At 71.1% G+C, this 21,094-nt stretch carries 24 protein-coding genes and 3 tRNA genes; 9 read left to right on the top strand and 18 right to left on the bottom strand.

The window, feature by feature from the left end; translation table 11 throughout:
* Positions 1–22: 22 nt before the first annotated feature.
* Complete coding sequence (locus Q9S71_RS01650) at positions 23–517, bottom strand: metallophosphoesterase family protein (protein ID WP_311861666.1); 495 nt, start codon at positions 515–517, stop codon at positions 23–25.
* Positions 518–632: 115 nt separating this feature from the next.
* Between Q9S71_RS01650 and Q9S71_RS01655 the strand changes: the two genes are divergently transcribed.
* Complete coding sequence (locus Q9S71_RS01655) at positions 633–890, top strand: hypothetical protein (protein WP_311860158.1); 258 nt, start codon at positions 633–635, stop codon at positions 888–890.
* Positions 891–1,681: 791 nt separating this feature from the next.
* Here the strand turns inward: Q9S71_RS01655 and Q9S71_RS01660 are convergent.
* The 5 genes from Q9S71_RS01660 to Q9S71_RS01680 form a co-directional block, all read right to left on the bottom strand.
* Positions 1,682–2,116: a hypothetical protein gene (locus Q9S71_RS01660; RefSeq protein ID WP_311860159.1), complete on the bottom strand. Its 435-nt coding sequence runs from the start codon at positions 2,114–2,116 to the stop codon at positions 1,682–1,684.
* 307 nt (positions 2,117–2,423) lie between these two features.
* A tRNA-Met gene (locus Q9S71_RS01665) sits at positions 2,424–2,497 on the bottom strand.
* A 23-nt stretch (positions 2,498–2,520) separates the two neighbouring features.
* Positions 2,521–2,592, bottom strand: a tRNA-Thr gene (locus Q9S71_RS01670).
* Positions 2,593–2,656: 64 nt separating this feature from the next.
* Complete coding sequence (locus Q9S71_RS01675) at positions 2,657–4,000, bottom strand: M23 family metallopeptidase (RefSeq protein WP_311860160.1); 1,344 nt, start codon at positions 3,998–4,000, stop codon at positions 2,657–2,659.
* Positions 4,001–4,185: 185 nt separating this feature from the next.
* Positions 4,186–4,974: an inositol monophosphatase family protein gene (locus Q9S71_RS01680; RefSeq protein ID WP_311860161.1), complete on the bottom strand. Its 789-nt coding sequence runs from the start codon at positions 4,972–4,974 to the stop codon at positions 4,186–4,188.
* A gap of 31 nt (positions 4,975–5,005) precedes the next feature.
* Here Q9S71_RS01680 and Q9S71_RS01685 point away from each other — a divergent pair, with 31 nt between their 5' ends.
* The gene (locus Q9S71_RS01685) at positions 5,006–6,571 is read left to right on the top strand and encodes a phytoene desaturase family protein (protein WP_311860162.1); all 1,566 of its coding nucleotides are present in this window, start codon (positions 5,006–5,008) and stop codon (positions 6,569–6,571) included.
* Positions 6,572–6,574: 3 nt separating this feature from the next.
* Here Q9S71_RS01685 and Q9S71_RS01690 read toward each other — a convergent pair whose 3' ends face one another.
* From Q9S71_RS01690 to Q9S71_RS01715, 6 genes are all read right to left on the bottom strand, one after another.
* Positions 6,575–7,609 (bottom strand): hypothetical protein, encoded by a 1,035-nt coding sequence (locus tag Q9S71_RS01690; protein WP_311860163.1) that lies wholly within the window; start codon positions 7,607–7,609, stop codon positions 6,575–6,577.
* Between the two features lie 117 nt (positions 7,610–7,726).
* On the bottom strand, positions 7,727–8,224 hold the full coding sequence (locus tag Q9S71_RS01695; protein ID WP_311860164.1) for a hypothetical protein: 498 nt from the start codon (positions 8,222–8,224) through the stop codon (positions 7,727–7,729).
* A gap of 73 nt (positions 8,225–8,297) precedes the next feature.
* Positions 8,298–8,382 (bottom strand) — tRNA-Tyr (locus Q9S71_RS01700).
* Between the two features lie 87 nt (positions 8,383–8,469).
* Entirely contained in the window at positions 8,470–8,958 is a 489-nt protein-coding gene (locus Q9S71_RS01705; RefSeq protein ID WP_064002942.1) for an FBP domain-containing protein, read from the bottom strand.
* A gap of 43 nt (positions 8,959–9,001) precedes the next feature.
* Complete coding sequence (locus Q9S71_RS01710) at positions 9,002–9,316, bottom strand: hypothetical protein (protein WP_311860165.1); 315 nt, start codon at positions 9,314–9,316, stop codon at positions 9,002–9,004.
* A gap of 51 nt (positions 9,317–9,367) precedes the next feature.
* Complete coding sequence (locus Q9S71_RS01715; RefSeq protein ID WP_311860166.1) at positions 9,368–10,210, bottom strand: LysM peptidoglycan-binding domain-containing protein; 843 nt, start codon at positions 10,208–10,210, stop codon at positions 9,368–9,370.
* Positions 10,211–10,324: 114 nt separating this feature from the next.
* Between Q9S71_RS01715 and Q9S71_RS01720 the strand changes: the two genes are divergently transcribed.
* The 5 genes from Q9S71_RS01720 (at position 10,325) to Q9S71_RS01740 (ending at position 12,915) form a co-directional block, all read left to right on the top strand.
* Positions 10,325–11,197, top strand: coding sequence for a hypothetical protein (locus Q9S71_RS01720; protein WP_311860167.1), 873 nt, complete (start codon positions 10,325–10,327; stop codon positions 11,195–11,197).
* On the top strand, positions 11,194–11,562 hold the full coding sequence (locus Q9S71_RS01725; protein ID WP_311860168.1) for a LysM domain-containing protein: 369 nt from the start codon (positions 11,194–11,196) through the stop codon (positions 11,560–11,562). The genes Q9S71_RS01720 and Q9S71_RS01725 overlap by 4 nt, the downstream gene beginning before the upstream one ends.
* Before the next feature lie 58 nt (positions 11,563–11,620).
* Complete coding sequence (locus Q9S71_RS01730; RefSeq protein WP_217530714.1) at positions 11,621–12,112, top strand: YajQ family cyclic di-GMP-binding protein; 492 nt, start codon at positions 11,621–11,623, stop codon at positions 12,110–12,112.
* A gap of 111 nt (positions 12,113–12,223) precedes the next feature.
* A complete protein-coding gene (locus Q9S71_RS01735) occupies positions 12,224–12,472 on the top strand; it encodes a hypothetical protein (protein ID WP_311860169.1) in 249 nt (82 codons plus the stop codon).
* Entirely contained in the window at positions 12,469–12,915 is a 447-nt protein-coding gene (locus tag Q9S71_RS01740) for a BLUF domain-containing protein (protein ID WP_311860170.1), read from the top strand. The genes Q9S71_RS01735 and Q9S71_RS01740 overlap by 4 nt, the downstream gene beginning before the upstream one ends.
* Before the next feature lie 58 nt (positions 12,916–12,973).
* On the opposite strand, the gene Q9S71_RS01745 is transcribed toward Q9S71_RS01740, so the two are convergent.
* Both Q9S71_RS01745 and Q9S71_RS01750 read right to left on the bottom strand, forming a co-directional pair.
* Positions 12,974–14,101, bottom strand: a complete 1,128-nt coding sequence (locus tag Q9S71_RS01745) for a Gfo/Idh/MocA family protein (RefSeq protein WP_311860171.1) — start codon at positions 14,099–14,101, stop codon at positions 12,974–12,976.
* Positions 14,098–14,922, bottom strand: a complete 825-nt coding sequence (locus tag Q9S71_RS01750; RefSeq protein ID WP_311860172.1) for a sugar phosphate isomerase/epimerase family protein — start codon at positions 14,920–14,922, stop codon at positions 14,098–14,100. Before Q9S71_RS01750 ends, Q9S71_RS01745 begins: the two co-directional genes overlap by 4 nt.
* A gap of 109 nt (positions 14,923–15,031) precedes the next feature.
* On the opposite strand from Q9S71_RS01750, the gene Q9S71_RS01755 reads away from it, so the two are divergent.
* Both Q9S71_RS01755 and Q9S71_RS01760 read left to right on the top strand, forming a co-directional pair.
* Entirely contained in the window at positions 15,032–15,631 is a 600-nt protein-coding gene (locus Q9S71_RS01755; RefSeq protein ID WP_217530708.1) for a TetR/AcrR family transcriptional regulator, read from the top strand.
* Positions 15,628–16,833, top strand: a complete 1,206-nt coding sequence (locus tag Q9S71_RS01760) for a multidrug effflux MFS transporter (RefSeq protein WP_311860173.1) — start codon at positions 15,628–15,630, stop codon at positions 16,831–16,833. Before Q9S71_RS01755 ends, Q9S71_RS01760 begins: the two co-directional genes overlap by 4 nt.
* Here Q9S71_RS01760 and Q9S71_RS01765 read toward each other — a convergent pair.
* The 4 genes from Q9S71_RS01765 to Q9S71_RS01780 all read right to left on the bottom strand — a co-directional run bounded on the left by Q9S71_RS01765 (position 16,775) and on the right by Q9S71_RS01780 (position 21,074).
* Entirely contained in the window at positions 16,775–17,800 is a 1,026-nt protein-coding gene (locus Q9S71_RS01765) for an alpha/beta hydrolase (protein ID WP_311860174.1), read from the bottom strand. The two genes, Q9S71_RS01760 and Q9S71_RS01765, sit on opposite strands and share 59 nt — an antisense overlap.
* 7 nt (positions 17,801–17,807) lie before the next feature.
* Positions 17,808–19,181 carry an FAD-dependent oxidoreductase gene (locus Q9S71_RS01770; RefSeq protein WP_311860175.1) on the bottom strand — a complete coding sequence of 458 codons (1,374 nt, stop codon included), beginning with the start codon at positions 19,179–19,181 and terminating at the stop codon, positions 17,808–17,810.
* A gap of 61 nt (positions 19,182–19,242) precedes the next feature.
* Positions 19,243–20,304: a polyprenyl synthetase family protein gene (locus Q9S71_RS01775; protein ID WP_311285397.1), complete on the bottom strand. Its 1,062-nt coding sequence runs from the start codon at positions 20,302–20,304 to the stop codon at positions 19,243–19,245.
* 23 nt (positions 20,305–20,327) lie between these two features.
* Entirely contained in the window at positions 20,328–21,074 is a 747-nt protein-coding gene (locus Q9S71_RS01780; protein WP_311860176.1) for a demethylmenaquinone methyltransferase, read from the bottom strand.
* Positions 21,075–21,094 lie beyond the last annotated feature (20 nt).

Genomic DNA, 21,094 nt, shown 5'->3' on the forward strand with positions numbered 1-21,094 from the left:
TCCGGCGGCAGGGGGCACCTCGTCAGATGCTGTGGAGTCGGGCAGAGCGGATGCCGCCGTCCGCGAGCTCCAGCGTCATCAACGTGTGGTGGGGCTGCCGACGGCGATCCGTCGGCGAACCCGGGTTGAGCAGCCGCATCCCGCGCCGCGTCGTCGTGTCCCACGGGATGTGGCTATGGCCGAAGACCAGGAGGTCGGCATCCGGGTAGGCGACGTCCATCCGTTCCTCGCGACGCTGCTTCTGCCCCGTCTCGTGCACGACCGCGATCCGCACGCCCTCGACCTCGCGGCGCGCGACCTCCGGCAGAACGGCGCGCAGGTCCTCGCCGTCGTTGTTGCCGTAGACCCCGAGGACGTCGCCGTGCTGCCGCAGGTCGTCGAGGACGGATGCCGCGACCCAGTCCCCGGCATGGACGATGAGATCTGCGGCATCCGCTTCTCGCAGTACCGCGTCGGGCAGGCGTCGCGAGCGGCCGGGGATGTGCGTGTCGGAGATCAGGAGCAGCCGGGTGGTCATCGCGGCAGGGTAGCCGAGGCGCCCGGTGGGCGACAGCCCCTGCGGACCGATGGCGAGGAAGCGCAAAGTGGAGGCCCCGGTGCGACCGCCCGGGCACGCGAGGAAGGACCGCGACATGAGCACACCCGAGACCGGCGACAACGACGGCATCCGCCTCGACCCGGCCGATGCGCCGCTCGGCGACACGACCGTCGGCGACACCGCTGCGGCGGACGCGGAGTTCGAGGGGCGCCCCCTGGACGACGCCCCGGCGGAGGATCCCGAAGAGACGTATGCCGCGAGCGACATCCAGCCCGAATCGCAGGGCGAGGACCCCGTGGTCGTCGAGCTGGGCGAGGAGGGCGACGGCGACCTGTCGCCCGTAGACCTCTGAACCGTTCACGAATGCAAGGGATCCGGCCCGACACGCCGACGCCCGCTCCGGCGGTGCGGCGTGTCGGGCCGGATCTGTTGCATCTGCGTACGCGAGGCCGCGGTCAGGACTCGCGAGGACGCCGACGCCGGTCGCGGGGCTGTCGACGAAGATGCGGGTGCTCCAGACGAGCAGCACGCCCGTCACCGCGATGTAGACCGCGCCGAAGATCCCGCTCGCGAGGGCCGCGGCCGCGAACGATGACGGGGCGAGAGCGAAGACGGCGGTGGCGACGGATGCCGCGGCCACGAGCGCGCGCCACGCCGCGACGATGCCGATCCGGCCGATGACGCCGCCCGCGCGCGCCGACGAGCCCGCAGGCGCCGAGGACGATCCAGACGATCGCCGCCGACCCCGCGCTCTGACGGCCCACGTCGCGGAGCAGGTCCTGCCCTAACGTCCAGACGGGTCCCGTCCCCGATCCCGACACTGCGGCGGCCAGTGCGAGCGACGTCGCGCCGGCGACGAGCCTCGGACCCCGCCGCTGAGTGCGCGGCCGGGTGGCGCGCTCGGACGGCGCGACCACCGCCGCACACACCGCGGCGGCGGCGCACATTCCGGCGAACACCGCCCTCGCGAGACGCCACTGCTCGTCCGCGAACAGCGCGACCGGTCCCGACACGAGCACGCCGAGCCCGGCGCCCGCGTTGATGAAGGTCTGCACGCGGTCCCGAAGGCCGTGTTCCCGCCCGAGCTGGTGGTGCGGGCGTCCACCGCGGGCTGACCCCGGACACGACACCCCAAGTCTCTGCTCAGCTGGTGTCGGCGAGCTCGTCCACGAGCCGGTCCATCTCGTCGCCGCATGCCTGTTCCTCATCGGGTGGGCACATGACGATGCCTGCCCGCAACGTGTCCCGGTATGTCGTGTCCCCGATCCGGTAGGTGACCTCGACACCTCGCCGGACGGACATCCTCGTGAGGTCGCCGCGATACCCGATCAGGATTTGATAATGCCCCGACCCCGCGGGGATGCGTGCCCCCGCCGCCTCGAACGTGTCGCCATCGAGTCCCTCGACCGGCGGATAGGCGTCGAACGATTGCCAGATGCCGTTCTCGCCCAAAGGACCGGAGAGCAGCGTGCCGATCACAGTGATCTCGTCGGAGTCACCGATCGAGCGGACCGACTCGATGACGACGTCGGAATCCGCGGGTGCGGCGAAGGTGTCGAAGCCGTCGGTGAACTCCATGGGCTGCCCCTTGGCCACATACACATAGGCGTGCGCGCCGTCCGGGACGTCCTCGAACAGAGAACCCGTGGGCGGGGAGCCGGTGCTGCATGCGGAGAGAACCGTGACCGTGAGGACTGTGGCCGCAACGGACGCCGACGATCGCCGGCGAACTATGTCGTCACCTCGCGCGTTCGATCACCCGCGCCGTGGCCGGGAAACCCCGGTGCTCGTGGAGCGCGCCCTTGCAGCATGCGGCGAGCATACCGGCCCGCGCACCCGGCACACGAGAACAACAAAACCCCCGGGTGGAGCCGGGGGTTTTGCGTAGCGGGAGCGGGGCTTGAACCCGCGACCTCACGATTATGAGTCGTGCGCTCTCACCAACTGAGCTACCCCGCCACGAGCATCCGAGAGATGCTGCGAGCCCCGAGTCAGGATTGAACTGACGACCCCTTCCTTACCATGGAAGTGCTCTGCCACTGAGCTATCGGGGCGTGCTGCCCGCACGCGGGCAACTAGAAGAGGATACCAGAGTCGCGGCATCCCCGATGTCACGGGTCAGCCCTTCGTGTGCTCCTTCAGCCACGGCACGGGGTCGATCCGGGTGGTGCCGCCGAGCAGCACCTCGAGGTGCAGGTGGGCACCCGTCGACTTTCCCGTGCTCCCCACCCGCCCGATGACATCTCCCGCGTCGACCGTCTCGCCGGGCGAAACCCGCAGCGATCCGTACTGCATGTGGCCGTACCGGGTCGAGACGAGCTTGCCGTCGATGATGTGGTCGATGACGACGGTCACGCCGTAGTCGCCGCCGGCCTCGGTCGCGATGCGGACGGTGCCCGCGGCGACGGCGTGGACCTCGGCGCCGGCGCCCGGCGTGAAGTCCGTGCCGTGGTGCGCGCGCGAGAACTTCGACAGGTACGACGTCGAACCGAACTGCGCCGAGATCGGCACACCCACCGGGAACGGCCACTGCACGGCGGCCGTCTCGTCGTTCACCCAGGTGCCGGCGAACTGCGTCACACCGGACTGGGCGGCGACGTCGGCCATGGACTCGATGTCGTACTCCCCCGAACGGGCGAGCGTGGTCTCACCGGCGTCCGAGTTGGCGACGTACGCCTGGATCTCGGGAGCGTCGGCGTCGGTCGCATCGGCGGCGAGCGAGATGTCACCCGTGACGTCCTGACCGAACGAGCCGACGGCCGAGACGGGGGTGGTCGTGCCGATCGCGAGAAGACCGACGACGCCGACCACGCTCAGGGAGAAGGATGCCGCAGCAGCCCGCTTCAGCAGCACGCGACCACGTCGCGGGCGGCGCGGCTGCTCGGCCATGCGGACGCGGGTCGTGCGCCGTGCGTGCTCCTCGGCGTCGACGGCGGCCCGGGCGACCTGGACGGGCGTCTCACCGGTGAAGGAGAACACCTTCGCCGCCAACTCGAACTCGTCGACGGCGGGTCCCGCATCCTGCGGCGAGGTGTGGGTCGAGGACGCCGACGGCAGGACGATCGTCTCGTCGAGAAACTGGGGCACCCGCGGAGCTTCGGGGACGGGCGGAACGACTGTCGCCGTACGCGGGGTGCGCGTACGGCGACGAAGAGGAAGGGTGGCGGCGGAGGTATCCGAGAGCGCCTCGGCGAGGGTCTCAGCGACGACCGACTCGACGATCGAGGGGGACGCGGACTCGCGGTTCGCGGATTCCGACTCGGCGACGGTGGACTCCGCCGACGCGGCGGCGCGGTCGCGACGACGGCGCAGCGCCGGGGTCTCGCTCGCCTGGACCATTGCGATGACCTCGCCCATCGCCGCGACAGCCTGCACCGCGGCGACCTCGGCCTCGCTCGCAGCCGGAGCGGCGGCGGCGCGGCGCCGAAGCTCCGCACGGGTCAGCGGCGTGGCGCCGGACACAGGGGACTGCCGGTCGCGACGCGTTGCGGGCGCGTCGGTGGGGGAGGTCTCGAAAGTCAAACGTGCGGGCTCTCGGGTAGAGCGGCGGGGGCCGCGGGCTGCAAGGTCAGAATCCTCCGCTCGGGCAGCGAAGGTAACGATCAGATAAACACGCTACACGACGGGGCTGAGAATGGCATGTCCGTTCACAACCCGATCGCGGCGACGATCCTGTGGAGGAGGTCCGGTCCGGCGGCGACCGTCATCTCGCGGCCGGGGAAAACGTCCGGCGCACCCGTCACGAGACCGCCCGCCTCGGTCACCAGCAGCGCACCCGCGGCGTGGTCCCACGGATGCAGACCGCGCTCGAAATAGCCGTCCAGGCGCCCCGCCGCGACGTACGCGAGGTCGAGCGAGGCCGCGCCGGCACGGCGGAGGTCCCGCACGAGCGGCATGACCGCCGCGACGCGGGCGAGGTCGCCCTCGTGGTGCTTCGGGTCGTACCCGAATCCGGTCGCCACCAGCCCGCCGGCCGCGCCGACCTGCGACACCGTGAGGCGCTGCTCGTCCCGCCAGGCGCCGCCGCCGCGGACGGCGTGGAACGTCTCCCCCACCGCCGGGTTGTGCACGACGCCCGCGAGCGCTGTCCAGGTGGGCGGTGTCGGCTCACCGGAGACCGCGGCGATGCTGACGGCGTAGTGCGGCATCCCATAGGCGTAGTTCACCGTGCCGTCGATCGGATCGACCACCCAGGTGATGTCCGAGGTGCCCCGCTCGGCGCCGGACTCCTCGCCGAGGAAACCGTCGTCCGGGCGCTCGGCGGCGAGCCGCGCCCGGATGAGCGCCTCGACTTCGCGGTCGGCCTCGGTCACGATGTCGGCGATCGCGGACTTCGTCGCGGCGATGGCCACACCCTCCTCGCGGCGCTGCCAGGCGAGGGCACCGGCTTCGCGGGCGATGTCGAGGGCGAGGTCGGCGAGCGCAGCGGCATCCATCCCTCCACGCTACGCCGCTAGGTTGAGCACCATGAGCGCCAGTCGCGACGTCATCATCATCGGCGGAGGCCACAACGCCCTCGTCGCCGCCGCCTACCTCGCCCGGGCAGGACGCACCGTCACGGTGCTGGAGCGGCAGGACCACGTCGGCGGCGCCGCCGTCTCGGAACGGCCGTGGGCGGGCGTCGACGCACGCCTCTCGCGCTACTCGTACCTCGTGAGCCTGCTCCCCCGCACCGTCATCGACGACCTGGGGCTGCGCATCCGCCTGGAACGCCGCCGCTACTCGTCGTACACGCCCCTGCCGGACGACCCGAGCCGGGGCATCCTCATCGACAACGCGGATGCCGCGGCCACCGCCGCGAGCTTCGCGCGGGCCACCGGGGACGCCGACGAAGCGGGCCGGTTCGCGCGCTTCTCGGAGCGTCTCGCCCCGCTCGGCGCGGCGCTGTTCCCCACCGTGACCGCGCCGCTGCAGCGGGAACGCGACGCCCGCGCGGCCGTCGGCGACGACGCCCTGTGGGAGGCCGTGAGCGCCCGTCCGCTCGGGGAGTTCCTGCGCGACGGCCTGCAGACCGACGTCGCTCGCGGTATCGCCTTCACCGACGGACTGATCGGCACGTTCGCGCGCTCGGACGACACCTCCCTGCGCCAGAACCGGTGTTTCCTGTACCACGTCATCGGCGGCGGGACCGGGGACTGGGACGTCCCGGTCGGCGGCATGGGTGCGGTCAGCGGCGAGCTCGAGCGGGCCGCACGCGCTGCCGGCGCCGAGATCCGCACCGGCGCCGAGGTCACCGCGGCCTCACCGGACGGCGAGGTCGTCCTCGCCGACGGCGATCGGCTCGGTGCCCGCGTGCTGCTCAGCGGCGTCGGTGCGGCGGTTCTCGACCGCCTCCTCCGCGCGGGCGGCGCCGCGGGAACGGGAGCCCCGACGCCCGAGGGCGCGCAGATCAAGGTCAACATGCTGCTCTCGCGACTTCCGCGTCTGCGCGACACGGCGGTGGACCCGCGCGCCGCGTTCGCGGGGACGTTCCACATCAACGAGACGCTCTCGCAGCTGGATGCCGCCTACGACCGGGCGGCGGAGGGCGGCATCCCGAATCCGCTGCCGGCCGAGATCTACTGCCACTCCCTGACCGACCCGTCGATTCTCGGGCCGGAGCTGCGGGCCTCGGGTGCGCAGACGCTGACCCTGTTCGGACTGCAGGTGCCGCACCGGCTCGTCGCGGAGGGCGTCGTCGACCGGGACGCCCTGTGGGCCGCCGCGCAGCGTTCGCTCGACGCGGTGCTCGCCGAACCGATCGCCGACGTGCTGTACCGCGCACCGGACGGCTCGCCGTGCGTGGAGGCGCGGACGACGGCCGACCTCGAGCGGGATCTCGGGATGCTGGGCGGCGACATCTTCCACGGCGACCTGTCGTGGCCGTGGGCCGCGGACGACGAACCGCTCGAGACCCCCGCGGATCGGTGGGGGGTCTCGAGCGGTGTCGAGGGTGTTCTGCTGTGCGGGTCGAGCGCCCGGCGCGGCGGCGCCGTCAGCGGGATCGGCGGCCACAACGCCGCGATGGCGGCCTTGGAGATGCTGTCGCGCTGAGGCTCAGTGCTGCTGCGGCGGGACGGGCGGCGCCGGGGGCGCGTCGGGCGCGCCCGGGAGGGGCGGCACCGGCGGGACTTGCGGCGAGGGAGCATCCGGAGCAGCGGGCGCGTCCGGCGCGGATGCGGGCGCCGGCGGAGCAGCGGGAGCTGCCGGGGCCGCCGGAGCCGCCTCGGGAGCCGACGCCCCGTCCGGCGTCGTGGCGCCGTAGGGCTGCTGCGGGTAGGTGGGCCAGCCGGTGTAGTACGCGTTCCAGTCGGGGCTGCCGTCGGGCATGACCGGCAGGGGCGTGCGACCGTCGGCGTACGTGGGCCACGCCTGCGCAGGCGCCGTGGCCGACGCCGTGTACGCACCACCATCGGGCTGACCCGACGTGGCGTACGCCTGCGCGCCGTAGGGCGCCGCGACCTGCGGACGCTCCTTCTTCGGGGCGAAGAGGGCGTTCACGAGCGGGACGAGCGCCGTGCCCACGGCGGCGAGGATCGCGACCGACACGAGCACGCGCCAGTAGATCTCGCGGAACTCGACGAACTCCTCGAGCATCAGCGGGATGATCAGCATGACCGCGAGGATCACGACGAGACCCATCGTCACGTAGGTGACGATGCTCGTGAAGGTGGTCTGGTAACGGGCGAAGGCCTTCGCGTAGAGGCGGATGTGCAGCAGCGCGCCCTGCAGGATCAGCAGGATGAGGAGGAACTTGAAGAAGCGCTCGGCGCCGACGCCGTAGTCGCCGGCGGCCTCCGGCATCCAGATCATGAACGCGCCGATGATGAGCGCGACGACCCACGACACGATGCTCGCGAGAGCGAACCACGCGGGGCGACGGCTGGCGAGGGATGCCTCGAGGATCGAGATCCCGGCGAAGGCCGCGAGCAGCAGGATCGTCAGGAACGCTCGCCCGACGATGCCGTTCGAGTCCCCGAGGAGCACCCACACGACGCAGACGATCGCCGCGGCGATCAGGGCGCCGATCGCGACCCAGATCGCTGCGCGGAAGATCCTGTTCGAACGGGGGGCGGTGATCGGTTCGCTCATCCTCGACATCCCTTCGGCGGAGGCCTCCCCCGCACTCGCCCCCATCCTGTCAGACCGGCCGATGAGCAGGTCGGATGTCCACAGGGGTGGCGGCGCGTCACCGGGGTGTGGAGGACATCACCCGGGGAGGACGACCACCGGCAGCTCGTCGGCGCTCACCTCGTCGATCTGCGCGACGTCGGCGTACGCCTCCACCACGCGGGGCGACCCCCACTCGGTGCGCCACACGGTGGCGTCGGGCCACAGGACGACGTTGTCGTGCGGGCCGATCCAGATCGTCGTGATCTCGATCTCGCGGCCGTCGGTGAGGATCAGCCGACTGGACTGGGTCTGCGCGCCGTCGAACTCATCCGGCTCGTCGGGGGTGTACGCGCGCAGCGGCATGTCGGTGAAGGCCCGCATCCACTCCGTGATGAGCGCGGGGTCGCGCACCGTGAGCCGATCGACGGTGTCGGGCACGTCGGTCGAGGGGTACTCGAAGAACTCGATGGCGGCGACCTGGTCGGGGGCGACGGCGATCGAGCGTTCCGCGACCGGCGCGCATCCCGCGAACGCGACGGCGAGAGCGGCGGCTGTCGCGGCGGCGGCGGCGCGGATCGATCGGTGCGTGGTCATCCTGCCCGCAGGCTATCGCGCGGCATCCCCCGCGGGAACGGGAAAGGGCTGCGGAGATCTCCGCAGCCCTTCGTGGTGGCGAGTGAGGGATTCGAACCCCCGAATGCAATGCAGTCTGATTTACAGTCAGATCCCTTTGGCCGCTTGGGTAACTCGCCAGGTGCGCACCCGCCCGGCTTGTGCAGTCGACCGGAGGCGCGATCCCCTACTCTACCCTCCCCGCGGGCGTGACGAAAACCGCGGCGTCAGGCGGCCGACGCGACGCGCTCGACGAAGGATTCGAGGCGGTGGCGCGTGCCGTCGATGCGGCGATCCACGCTCGCCCGGATCTCGCTCGGAGCCAGCGGCCCCGCGATGCGGACGTTGTCGTGGCAGGTCAGGTCGGCGCACACGTAGGTGCCGACGCTGTCGCCGCGGTCACCGGCATCCCCGGTCCGTCGAGCGGTGAACATCGTGACCTGATTGCCCGGCTGCATCGTGTGGCAGATGTTGCACATGGCGGAGCGACCTTGCGTCGCGCCGTTCGCGGCGCGCAGCACGATGCCGGTCGGGTGCCCGTCGATCTCGGCGACGACGTAGCCGCGGCTGCGCGTCGTGGGATCGCGCCACGCGAGGAAGTCGAGGTGATCCCACTCGAGCAGCGGGAAGTCGTGGGGCGGCTCGAGGCGTTCCCGCTCGTCCTTCGTCGCATTCACCAGCACGTCGCGCAACTGGTCCTCTGTCAGCGGCCGCATCAGCCCATTGTACGAAGGGGCGGATGCCGCGGCTCCGCCGACGTCAGGCGCCGAGGTTAAGGATGAGCGAGGCGGTGCCGACGAGACCGATCCCCGATGCCGTGCCGATCGCGGGCCACAGGAACCCGCGGCGGCGGATGCCCGCGAAGACGAGACCGACGATGCCGGTGAGCATCGCGACCGACCCGCCGCCGACCAGGAGGGCGAAGGCCGGAATCAGGAGCCAGCCGTACTGTTCGTCGACGGTCGCGGCGAGCAGCAGGACGAACAGGGTCGGCAGCACCGAGAGCACGACGAGCGCGACGGCGGCGATGCCCCACGCGCGCTGGGCGAGAAGCGGAACGGCGGGCGTGGTCACCCCGTCAGGCTACGGGTGGACGCGATCGCGGATGCGGCGACGCGCGGAACGTCAGCCCTGCGCCGCGATCGTGCGGCTCGTCGGCCGCAACTGCACGCGGTCGCCGGGCTGCAGGACGTGCTCCGGTCCGCCCGCCTCGTTGAACGCCTGCACGGTGATCGCGTCGACGCAGAAGCGGTCGCCGATGCCGCGGTAGGTGTCCCCCGGCTGCACGGTGTAGAAGGTGGGCTTGCCGTCGACCTTCTCGACCGGGCCCTCGGCGTACTCGCCCTTGCCGGTGTCGACGACCGTGCCCGACATGCTGACCGGGATCCGACCTTTCGCGTTGGGCTCTGCGAGGGAGATGCGCGCGATGGCGTCGCAGTCCTGATGCGTGCGGTAACCGCCCTTGGCCGCCTCGTTGAGCGCCAGCGCCTCGGGCTGCCCCTCGGCGAGGACGGCGAGGTAGTCGCCGGCGTAGATGTCGCCCGCACCGCCGAAGTTGTTCGCGCTGTTGAAGTCCTCGCTGGCGAGGCAGAAGCGCTCGACGATCGCCCAGTACGAGTCGCCCGAGACCACCCGGTAGACCGTCGCGAGGCCCTTCCCGTTGGAGCGCTCGACCACGCCGGTCGCTCCGGGCGAGATGTCGCCGCGGTCCGTGCCCGCCGGAACGCCCAGGCACTTGCTCTCGGGCGCCGGGGTCGTCTCGACGGGCGTGGGAAGCGGCACGAGCCGCGTTGGCGTTGGTGTGGGCGTGGGTGTCGCCGTCCACGGCGGTGCCGCCGACGTGGGCGGCGCCTCGGCGACCACCTCGTCGGTCGGGATCATCCCGATGACAGCGGGCGCGGCGAGAGCCAGCAGGCCCACCACCGACCCCACGGCGATACCGAGCATGATCTTCCCCCGACGATCCATACCTCGACGCTATCCGTCCCGGGTCACGGGCGCGCAACGATCGTCCGGCGCTACGCGAATGACCGACACGCCGCGATTGATCGAATGGCGAGAGGCCCGGCTACGTTCGAACCGATGAATCGCGCTCAGAAGATCACCGTCGGCATCTGCGCCGCCGTCTTCGTCGGCCTCGCCGGCATGACGGTCGCTCCGCTTCTGGCTGTTCCCACCGCCGATCCGGAGGCTGTTCCCACCGCCGATCCGGACCTGGTCGTTGCGCCGAAGCCAACCGCGGTTGCGTCAGCGACGCCGACCACCGCGCCGATCCCCCACGCGCCGCTCGACGACTACTCCTACGTCTCGATCATCTGCGACCAGCGACCTCCGGGGACCGACCTCGGAGAGATGTGGTCCAGCGGCGCTCAGGGTACGGTCGAGGACCGGAACGCTGATGGCCTCGCCACGCTCTACACCGTGGGCCGAGGTGATGTCTACACGTCGGTGGTGGAGCGCTTCTGCCTCGACGCCCGCGAGTTCGACCGGCTCAACGGCATCACCGACGGCCAGCTCTACTACGGCGACGTCGTCGCCTTCCATGAGGAGGCCGCAGGCCGCGCCCAGCGCGCCGACCGCATCCCCAGCGACAGCGGCCCGGTCTACTACACCCACCAGGACTGCACCGGCCCGATCGCCCGCGTCGACATCTACTCGATCGAGGGCGACCCGGAGGGCGAGATGCGCGTGGGCATGACCGGCACCCCGCGCGACACCCGCGAAGGGAAGTACGCCTCGGGCAACGTCGAGATCGTGGACGGCCAGCCGGTCTACTACTTCGTCGAGGCGGGCGACACCTGGCGCGGCATTGGCGATCGCTTCTGCACCGACTCACTCATGCTCTCGATGTACAACGAGCGCGCGGGGCTCGTCGGAGATCCGCTCCACCCCGGCGACGTCGTCGAGATCACGCCCCAGCGCAAGACGGTCCCCGACATGGAGCCGAGCGCGTGACCATGCCGACCCCCGCGAAGCTCGCCTCCGCCGTCGTCGCCGGTCTGCTCTCGATCGCGCTCGCCGGATGCACGATCGGCACCACCCCGGAGCCGTCGGAGACGATGGGCACCGTCCCGCCGCCCGCTCCGGCTCACTCAACGCCGCCGCCCCGCCCTGTCGTCAGCGACGAGCAGATCGCCGCGATCGAGGTCGCGCCCACCGATTACGTCGTCGTCGAGGGCGACACCGCCTGGGGGATGGCCAGGGCGCACGGCATCCCGATCTGGTACGTCCCGAACGGCTGGCTCCACCCCGGCGACGTCATCGACCTGACCGTCGATCGTTCCGACCAGTGGCGCGAATACCTCGACAGCACGAACTGATCGAACGCGCCACGTCGTCGCGGGGCCTCGCCATCTCGACGGCGGTACCCTCGAACGCATGGCCAGCGACAGCTCATTCGACATCGTCAGCAAGATCGATCGCCAGGAGGCGGACAACGCGCTCAACCAGGCGCGCAAGGAGGTCGAGCAGCGCTACGACTTCAAGGGCACCGGCGCCTCGATCGAGTGGAGCGGCGAGTCGATCCTCATCAAGGCGAACAGCGACGAGCGCGCCAAGGCGGTGCTCGACGTCTTCCAGTCGAAGCTGATCAAGCGCGGCATCTCGCTGAAGAGCCTCGACTCCGGCGAGCCCCAGCCCTCAGGCAAGGAGTTCCGCATCGTCTCGACCCTCAAGGAGGGCATCTCCTCCGAGGACGCGAAGAAGATCAGCAAGATGATCCGCGACGAGGGCCCCAAGTCGGTGAAGGCGCAGATCCAGGGCGACGAGCTGCGCGTGCAGTCGAAGTCCCGCGACGACCTGCAGGAAGTGCAGCGGATGCTGAAGGCCGCCGACCTCGACGTCGACCTCCAGTTCGTCAACTACCGCTGAGCACAGCGCCCGAGCACCACGGGAGCGCGGGCGGGTTGTCAAGCCCGCGCGAGCGTCGGAGCCCTCACTTAGCGTGGCAGGTCAGCACCACGAGCTTGTGAGGTCCCCGCTGTGCCTGAGCACCACCATTCCACCCCCGGCACGGTCTGGGCGCGCGTCGAGGACGGCTTCCACGTCGGCAGTCGCGACGGCAACTTCCTGGGGTACATCGAACGGCGGGGGGACAGCCGCTACGTCGCGTTCGACATGCGCTCCACCGCGGTCGGCACCTTCGCCGACCTCGTCTCCGCGATGCGGACGCTGTCCGCCGAGACCGTTGCCGGGACCGCCGGCATCCTGACGATCCGGGAGAACCGATGACCGACTCCCCCGCCGTGTTCTCCGTCGTGTATTCGAGCATGGCGACCGCGCCGCTCGATGACGGCGCGCTGCGCGAACTCCTCGAGCAGAGCCGGACCTCGAACGCCGAGCGCGACGTGACGGGGATGCTGCTGTACCGGAACGGCCGCTTCATCCAGATCCTCGAGGGCCCCGAACGGGCCGTCCGCGACACGATGGCGAAGATCGAACGGGACCCCCGCCACGACCACCTCCGGGTGCTGATCGACGAGTTCATCGACGAGCGCAACTTCGCCGAGTGGACCATGGGCTTCGAACCCATCACGACCCCGGACGCCGAGGCGCCGGAAGGCTTCCGTGACACGTTCGACGACCTCGAAGCGCACGGCGACCCGTCGGCCACCCTGCGGGCGGCACGCGAGCTGAGCCTCTGGTTCCGCGTCCGCGCGACTCAGCCGCGCTGACCGGACGACGAACGGCCCGAACCCCCTGAAGGATCCGGGTCGTCGTCGCGTCAGCGGCTCAGAGCGTGCGGGCGAACGGGTCGAAGTCGACCGGCACCGGCGGGACCGTTGCAACGGTGCTGTCGATCTCGAGGTACTGGCCGGTCTCGGCCGAGTCCTGCGCCGAGAGCAGCACGTCGAGCACGTGGAAGCCGAGCTCGCCGGTCGCGACGTGCGGCCGGTTCTCTGCCACGGCGCGCACCATGTCGAGCACGCCGAGGCCGCGGCCGACGACCGTGCCCTGCTGCTCGACCTCGATCCACTCCTGCTCGGTCTTCATACCGTCGCGGAACACACCGAGCGGCTTGACGTACGCCGTGCGCCCCTCGAAGCGGTTGGGATCGGGCAGCACGATCGAGCCCTCGGTGCCGTGGATCTCCACGACGCCGTGACGCTCGAGCGCCGAGTCGAAGCTCAGCAGGTGCGTGCCGTGCTGGCCGCCCTCGAAGGTCGAGAGGACCTGCACCGACGAGGGCACCTCGACGGGGAAGGTCTCGCCCGCGCGGGGACCGGTGTGGATGTGACGCTCCGTGCGGAATCGCGACCCGCGCGCGGCGACGCCGGCGATAGGCCCCAGCAGGCTGACGAGGGCCGAGAAGTAGTACGGACCCATGTCGAGCAGCGGGCCGGCACCCTTCGCGAACAGGAACGCGGGCTCGGGATGCCACAGGTCGGGGCCCTGCGTCTGGAACGCGGTCTGCACGAACAGCGGGGTGCCGATGACACCCTCGGCGATCGCACGCTTCGCGGTCTGGAAACCCGGGCCGAGGATCGTGTCGGGCGCCGAACCGACGCGGACACCCGCGGCCTCGGCATCCTTCAGCAGCTGACGAGCACCCTCACGGTCGAGGCCCAGCGGCTTCTCGGTCCACACGTGCTTGCCGGCGGCGACCGCCTGCGCCGAGACCGCGATGTGCGACTCGGGGATCGTGAGGTTGACGACGAGCTCGACCTCGGGGTTGGCGAGGACGTCCTCGAGCGTGCCCCACGAGGGCACCCCGTGCTCCTCGGCCTTCGCCTTCGCGCGCTCGGGGATCAGGTCGCCGATCGCGACCACCTGCACGTCGGGGAACGACGTGAGGTTCTCGAGGTAGGTCTGGCTGATGACACCGGCACCGACGATGCCGACTCCGACGGGACCGGTCATGCGATGAACCCGCCGTCCTTCAGGAAGGCGTACGAGGCCGCGATGTCCTCGAAGACGTCGCCGGGAGCCTTGTCGTACTCGATGACGGCGAACTTGATGCCCGTGCCCGCCTGCAGCGACTCGGCGAGGGGCACGTCGCCCGTGCCGGCGCGCAGCTGCTCGAGCGAGTCGGAACCGAACGCGTCGGCGCCGGGCGCCCACGGGTTGGATGCCGGGGCGATGCCGTCCTTGACGTGCACGGCGACGAGCCGGTCGCCGAGGCTCTTCACGAGCGCCGGCACGTCCTGGCCGCCGGTGAGCGCCCAGAACAGGTCGAGCTCGATCTCGACGCGGTCGTCGGTCAGCTCGAGGAAGCGCTCGTAGGCGGTCTGACCGCCGAAGTCCGCCACGAACTCCTGCGCGTGGTTGTGGTACCCGACCGTCAGGCCGAACTCCGCGGCCTTCTCGGCGGCGCGGTTCATGCGCTCGGCGATGTCGGCGACACCCTCTTCGGTGAGCCAGCGCTCGGCGGGCACGAACGGGTCGATGACCGTCGTCATGCCGATCGTCGCGGCCGCCTCGAAGACGACCTCGGGAGCGGGGGTCGGGATCGAGCCGTCCGGGGTCCAGAGCTCGTCCGAGAGCAGCGGCGCGTGGCCGGTGGGAGAGGCGAGGCCGCTGGCGTCGAGGGCCGCGCGGATCTCGTCGGGACGCCGCACGAAGTCGAACGCCTCCACGTTGCGCAGGCCGATCGCAGCCAGCTTGTCGAGCGATCCGGACATGTCCTCGCTGAACTCTTTGGCGAGTGTGTAGAGCTGGACAGAGGCGAGTGGCAGAGCCATGGGCCTTCCTTCGTACGTCGTTGTCGGATGCCGCGGGGCGGCGTGGCCACGACGATAGCAGAAAAACCTCCAGTTGGAGGTTTTTCGTCGACGGCCCTACTCTGTCCCCATGGGTCAGGACGACGAGGGCGTGATCGGCCGCCGCGGATCGCAGCCGAAGGGCGTCGCCCGGCGGCAGGAGATCCTCGATCGCGCGATCGAGGTCTTCCGCGAGCGCGGGGCGCACGGCACGTCACTCCGCAAGATCGCCGAGGCCATCGGCGTCTCGCACGCCGCCCTGCTGCACTACTTCGACTCGCGCGAACAGCTGCTCGTCGCCGTCTACAAGCACGCCGAGGACAGCCGCGTCGACTCCCCCGACCTCCGCCCCGGCATCGACACCATGATCGAGGCGGCGATCAAGAACGTCGAGGTGCCCGGTCTCGTCACCCTGTATTCCACCCTGCTCGCCGCCTCGCTCGAGACGGAGTCCGGCGTCGGGCGCGAGTTCTTCACGGCCCGTTTCACCGGGCTCCGCGCCACGATGACCGAGAGCCTGCGGCGACAGCAGGCCGAGGGCCTGGTGCGCGACGACGTCTCGGCCGAACACCTCGCGTCGCTTCTGATCGCGGCATCCGACGGTCTGCAGATCCAGTGGCTGCTCGATCCGGCGGTCGGGCTGGAATCGACCCTGCGCACCCTCGGCGCGCTCTTGCGCCCGCCCGCATGACCGGGCCGCACCTCACGCGCCGGCTCGTCGTCGTCCTCGGCTTCCTCTCGGCGGTCGGTCCGTTCGCGATCGACATGTACCTCGCGTCGCTGCCGCAGATCGCCCGCGAGCTCGACGCTGCGCCCGCGACGGTGCAGTTGACGCTGACGGCTTTTCTCTTGGGCCTCGGTGTCGGCCAACTGCTGCTCGGACCGCTCTCGGACATGTGGGGACGTCGACGGGTGCTCCTGCTCGCGACGAGCGCCTTCACCCTCACGAGCATCGCCCTCGTCGCGGCGCCGACCATCGAGGTGTTCATCGCCCTGCGGCTGGTGCAGGGACTGGCGGGCGCGGCCGGCGTCGTGATCGCCCGCGCCATCGCCGTCGACCTCAGCACGGGCCGCACCGCGGTCCGGGCCCTCAGTCTGATCGCGACGGTCGGCGGCCTCGGCCCCCTCGTCGCTCCCCCGATCGGCGGACTGGTCGCCTCGTTCTCGGGGTGGCGCGGGGTGCTCACGGCCCTCGCGGTCATCGCCGTCCTGATGCTCGCGCTCGCCTGGCTCGTCGTGCCGGAGTCACTGCCTCGCGAACTCCGCCACACCGGCGGGCTGCGAGCCATGCGATCGTCGTTCGCCCACTTCGTGCGGGACCCGATCTACCTCGGCTACACCGGTGCGTACGTCGCCGGGTTCGCGGGCCTGTTCGCCTACGTCGCGGCATCCCCCTTCGTCGCCCAGGTGATCCTCGGGATGCCGCCCTTCCTCTACGGCCTCGGCTTCGCCGGGGGCGGGGTCGCACTGCTCGTCGCGAACCTGATCAACGCGACCTACGCACCGCGCATCGGACCGGAACGGATGCTGGTGGTCGGCGCCGCGCTGGGCGTCGCGTCCGCGACGGTCATGACGGTCTCGGCGGCCACCGGCATCCTGTCGATCCCGCTCTTCCTCGGCTGCGCCTTCGCCACCATGGGGGCGGCGGGTCTCACATTCGGCAACGCGAACGCGCTCGGCCTCGCCCGGGCGACGCCCCGCAACCGCGGCGCTGGCGCGGCCCTCATGGGCGCGTCCCAGTTCGCGGTCGGCGCGCTCATCACCCCCGTGGTGGGCCTGTGGGGCGAGGAGACCGCGGTGCCGATGGCGTGCGTCATGCTCGTCGGCGCGCTGCTCAGCCTGACGCTCGGGATCGCCTCGAACCGCGCGAGCGCCCGATCGCACCCGTCGTGAGCCACCTTTCGAGCGCACGGTAGGCCTGCTCGCGAGGGCCCGGACGCGACAGGAAGAGGTCGTGGATGCCGCCCTCGATCCGCGCGAGCGTGATGTCGCGCCCGATCCGGGTGGCGGCGCGGGCGATGTCGTCGACGACGAGCACCGAGTCGCTGCCGGTCATCTCGGCGTTCCACGCGAACGGATTCGTCGACGCGGTCGACAGCATCACGAGGGTCGGAACACCCACGTCGATGCCCGCCGACACCCGACGGTGCCCCTCGACGATCGCGGCGAGCCAGCCCGGGTGCGTCGGGAACCCGCGCTCAGGCCGCCACTCGCGCCGGTAACCGCGGACGGGCAGCGCGCCGACCTCGGTCTGCGCGCGGGTGTAGAAGCCGAGGTCGACGACGGGGTGCGCACCCAACGGATCGACGCGCGCCCGCATCTGCACGAGGGGCGACAGTGCCTGGCGCCCGAGGGTGCCGATCTGCAGCTCGAGCCACGGGCTGTTGAGGACGAGCCCCGCGAGGCGGCCGTGGTGCCGCGAGGCCCAGAGCGTCGCGGTGAGGCCGCCCGTCGAATGCCCCATCATCACGAGCCGACGCCGCGACGGCGCACCCTCGGGACCGTGGCCCATCGCGTCGAGGGCTGTGGCGATGTCGGCGTCGTACACCTCGAGCGACGTCACGAACCCGGGCGTCTGGCCGGGGCGCAGGCTGCGGCCGTACTTGCGCAAGTCGAGCGCGTGGAAGCGCGCTCCGTGCGAAGTCCAGAACCGGGCGAGCTCGACCTGGAAGAAGTAGTCGGACCAGCCGTGCAGATAGAGGACGTCGACGTCGCGCAGCGGCCCCGTCAGCCGCGCGAGCGTCGGCGGCTCGAGGCGGACGAGCGTCGCGACGACCTCGCCCTCCTGGTCGGTGCCGAGGGGCAGCGTCAGGGACTGGAACGGACGCCCGAGGACATCCGTCTCCCACTGGCCGCTCATCGGAGCCTCACTCCCCGCGCGAGACCCGCACCATCTCGTCGCGGTCGACGACCTTGATCCGCTCGCGCTCATGAGGTGCGCCGAGGGCGACCTCGTGCTCGTCGAGCCGGTGCCAGCCGTCGAGGTCGGTCCACGCGACCTGACGCTCGGCGAGGAGCGCGATGATCGCCTCGTCGGACGGGTCCTCGGGGGTCCACCACGAGGCCTGGTCGTTGATGAGGTGACGGATCGTCTCCATGGCGTCGGACTTCGTGTGACCGATGAGGCCGACCGGGCCGCGCTTGATCCAGCCGGTCGCGTACACGCCGGGGACCCGCTCGTTCGAGCCCTTCTTCAGCACCTGACCCTCATGGTTCGGGATGACGCCGTGTCGCTTGTCGAACGGCACGTCCGGCAGCGGCGAACCGAAGTAGCCCACGGCACGGTAGACCTGGCCGACCGGGATCTCGCGGAGCTCGCCCGTGCCCTCGACCCCGCCGGAGCCGTCGGGACGGGTGCGCTCGGTGACGATCGCCGCGACGCGGCCGTCGGCATCCTTGGTGATCTCGACGGGACGCGCCCAGAAGTGCAGGTGCAGCCGGCGACTCGCCTCGCCGCCGGCATTGTTGACGCTCGGCCGCTGGCGCCACGACTGCAGGACGCGGTCGATGACCATGACCTGCTTGTTCGAGGCGATCGCGGCCTTCGAGGCCTCGTCGTAGTCGAAGTCCTCGTCGTAGACGACCATGTCGACGTCGCGCAGCTCGCCGAGCTCGCGCAGCTCGAGGGGGGTGAACTTCACCTGCGCGGGACCGCGACGGCCGAACACGTGCACGTCGGTGACGGGCGAGGCCTTCAGACCCTCGTAGACGTTCGCGGGGATCTCGGTGGGCAGCAGGTCGTCGGCGTGCTTGGCGAGCACGCGCGCCACGTCGAGCGCGACGTTGCCGTTGCCGAGGACCGCGACGGATGCCGCATCCAGCGGCCACTCGCGCGGGAAGTCCGGGTGGCCGTCGTACCAGCTGACGAAGTCCGCGGCGCCGAACGAGCCCTCGGCGTCGATGCCGGGGATGTCGAGGTCGGCGTCCTTGATCGCGCCGGTCGCGAAGATGACCGCGTTGTAGTGCTTCTTCAGGTCGGCGAGCGTGATGTCGACACCGAAGCGGACGTTGCCGAAGATGCGGATGTCGCCGCGGTCGAGCACGTCGCGGAGCGCGTTGATGATGCCCTTGATGCGCGGGTGGTCGGGGGCGACGCCGTAGCGCACGAGACCGTAGGGCGCCGGCAGGTGGTCGAACAGGTCGATCGAGACGTCGAACTTGCGCTCTGCCTTGAGGAGGATGTCCGCCGCGTAGATGCCGGCGGGTCCTGCGCCGACGATGGCCAGCCGGAGCTTGGTCATGGGTGTCCTTTCCGAGAGCCCGCGCGCGGGCGTGACGAAGAAGCGGCGGTTCCGCCGGTGATCAGCTGGAGCGGTCGACGACGACCTGCGCGAAGCGCGTGAGCGCCTCACGGACGAGGCCGTCCGGGAGGGGCGAGAGGGCGGCGACGGCGCGGTCCGACCATTCGTGCGCGAGGCGGCGGGTGGCCTCGGTCGCGGGGTGGTCGCGCAGCTGCGCGAGTGGGGCGTCGAGGATGACGGGGTCGGCGCCGTCGGAGATGCGGGCGACACCCTCGTCGATCGTGACCTTGAGCGCCTGCGAGGCCGGGTCGGTCGCACGGCCGAGGAGCAGATAGGGCATCGTCGGCACGCCGGCACGCAGGTCGGTGCCGGGGACCTTGCCGGTCTCCTCGGCGTCGGCCGACAGGTCGATGACGTCGTCGAGCAGCTGGAAGGCGACACCCACGCGCTCGCCGAACTCGCGCACCGGCGCGGCGTACTCGTCGGAGGCATCGGAGAAGACGACGCCGGTCTCGGCGGCGGCGGCGATCAGCGAACCGGTCTTGTCGCTGAGGACCTGCAGGTAGAAGTCGACCGGGTCGTCGCCCGGCTGGGCGCCCACGGTCTCGTGCATCTGACCGAGCACGAGGCGCTCGAAGGTGTCGGCCTGCAGCCGGATGGCGCGCTCGCCCACCTGGGCCATGAGCTGGCTGGCACGCGAGAAGAGCAGGTCGCCCGTGAGGATCGCGACGCTGTTGCCCCACACCGCGTGGGCGCTGGGAACGCCGCGGCGACGGTCGGCCTCGTCCATGACGTCGTCGTGGTACAGCGAGCCGAGGTGGGTCATCTCGAGCGCCGTCGCGCCGGCGAGGACGTCGTCGGTGACCCCGGAGCCGAGCTGCGCCGTGAGGATCGCGAGCATCGGCCGCATCCGCTTTCCGCCCGCCTCGTAGAGGTAGCGCGAGGTGACGTCGGCGAGCGAGTCCCCGACCTTCAGCTCACCGGCGAGGCGGGCTTCCACGAGGTCGAGTCCCTCTTCGACCGTGGCGAGCAGCTTGCGCATGCGCGGGCCCACGAAGATGCGCTCGGTGACGCCGAGACGGCTCGCGATCTGCGAGCCCGGAGTACCGGGACGGGGGGTCATGCCTCCAGCGTACCCGTCGCGCCTCAGGCCCGGCCCGGGGTTGCGGGCTTGCGCGCGCGGTGCAGTGCGACGATCCCGAAGCTCAGGTCGCGCCAGGCGACCTGCTCCCACCCGGCGGCGCGGATGCGGCCGGCCAGGGTGCGCTGATCGGGCCAGTCGCGGATCGACTCGTTGAGGTAGTCGTAGGCGTCGGCGTTCGAGCTGAACGCCCGCGCGACGACGGGCAGGACCCGGTCGTTGTAGAAGCGGTAGAGCCCCCGCATGAGCGCTGCCGGAGGGTGCGAGAACTCGCAGATGACCAGGCTCCCGCCGGGCTTGGTGACGCGGAGCATCTCGCGCAGCGCCGTGTCGGGGTCGTTGACGTTGCGCAGCCCGAACGAGATCGTCACGGTGTCGAACTCCTCGTCGCCGAACGGCAGGGCCGTCGCGTCCGCCTCGACGAAGGACAGGTTCGGGATGCCGCCGTGCCGCCGCTTGCCCTCGGCGATCATCCCCGCCGAGAAGTCGCCCGCGACGACCTCGGCACCCGAGCGGGCGAGCGAGACCGAGCTCGCCCCGGTGCCGGCGGCGAGGTCGAGGATCCTCTGGCCTCGGCGCGGGGCGATGGCGCGCGTCGTCGCGATGCGCCACAGCTTGTCGTTGCCGAGGCTGAGGATCGTGTTGGTGCGGTCGTAGCCCGCCGCGACCTCGTCGAACATGCCGCTGACGCGCGCGGGATCCTTGCCGAGGTCCGCGCGGGTGGACGGGGTGCGGGAGGGCTGTTCGGTCACGTGTCGAGCCTAATCGGGGC

It is taken from the genome of Microbacterium gawkjiense, assembly GCF_031932225.1.
Classification (GTDB): Bacteria; Actinomycetota; Actinomycetes; order Actinomycetales; family Microbacteriaceae; genus Microbacterium; species Microbacterium gawkjiense.

Coding starts and splice junctions, on each gene's coding strand:
- Q9S71_RS01650 (WP_311861666.1), bottom strand. CDS start 517: ATGACCACCCGGCTGCTCCTGATCTCCGACACGCACATCCCCGGCCGC.
- Q9S71_RS01655 (WP_311860158.1), top strand. CDS start 633: ATGAGCACACCCGAGACCGGCGACAACGACGGCATCCGCCTCGACCCG.
- Q9S71_RS01660 (WP_311860159.1), bottom strand. CDS start 2,116: ATGGAGTTCACCGACGGCTTCGACACCTTCGCCGCACCCGCGGATTCC.
- Q9S71_RS01680 (WP_311860161.1), bottom strand. CDS start 4,974: ATGGATGCCGCTGCGCTCGCCGACCTCGCCCTCGACATCGCCCGCGAA.
- Q9S71_RS01685 (WP_311860162.1), top strand. CDS start 5,006: ATGAGCGCCAGTCGCGACGTCATCATCATCGGCGGAGGCCACAACGCC.
- Q9S71_RS01690 (WP_311860163.1), bottom strand. CDS start 7,609: ATGAGCGAACCGATCACCGCCCCCCGTTCGAACAGGATCTTCCGCGCA.
- Q9S71_RS01695 (WP_311860164.1), bottom strand. CDS start 8,224: ATGACCACGCACCGATCGATCCGCGCCGCCGCCGCCGCGACAGCCGCC.
- Q9S71_RS01705 (WP_064002942.1), bottom strand. CDS start 8,958: ATGCGGCCGCTGACAGAGGACCAGTTGCGCGACGTGCTGGTGAATGCG.
- Q9S71_RS01715 (WP_311860166.1), bottom strand. CDS start 10,210: ATGGATCGTCGGGGGAAGATCATGCTCGGTATCGCCGTGGGGTCGGTG.
- Q9S71_RS01720 (WP_311860167.1), top strand. CDS start 10,325: ATGAATCGCGCTCAGAAGATCACCGTCGGCATCTGCGCCGCCGTCTTC.
- Q9S71_RS01730 (WP_217530714.1), top strand. CDS start 11,621: ATGGCCAGCGACAGCTCATTCGACATCGTCAGCAAGATCGATCGCCAG.
- Q9S71_RS01740 (WP_311860170.1), top strand. CDS start 12,469: ATGACCGACTCCCCCGCCGTGTTCTCCGTCGTGTATTCGAGCATGGCG.
- Q9S71_RS01745 (WP_311860171.1), bottom strand. CDS start 14,101: ATGACCGGTCCCGTCGGAGTCGGCATCGTCGGTGCCGGTGTCATCAGC.
- Q9S71_RS01750 (WP_311860172.1), bottom strand. CDS start 14,922: ATGGCTCTGCCACTCGCCTCTGTCCAGCTCTACACACTCGCCAAAGAG.
- Q9S71_RS01755 (WP_217530708.1), top strand. CDS start 15,032: ATGGGTCAGGACGACGAGGGCGTGATCGGCCGCCGCGGATCGCAGCCG.
- Q9S71_RS01760 (WP_311860173.1), top strand. CDS start 15,628: ATGACCGGGCCGCACCTCACGCGCCGGCTCGTCGTCGTCCTCGGCTTC.
- Q9S71_RS01765 (WP_311860174.1), bottom strand. CDS start 17,800: ATGAGCGGCCAGTGGGAGACGGATGTCCTCGGGCGTCCGTTCCAGTCC.
- Q9S71_RS01770 (WP_311860175.1), bottom strand. CDS start 19,181: ATGACCAAGCTCCGGCTGGCCATCGTCGGCGCAGGACCCGCCGGCATC.
- Q9S71_RS01775 (WP_311285397.1), bottom strand. CDS start 20,304: ATGACCCCCCGTCCCGGTACTCCGGGCTCGCAGATCGCGAGCCGTCTC.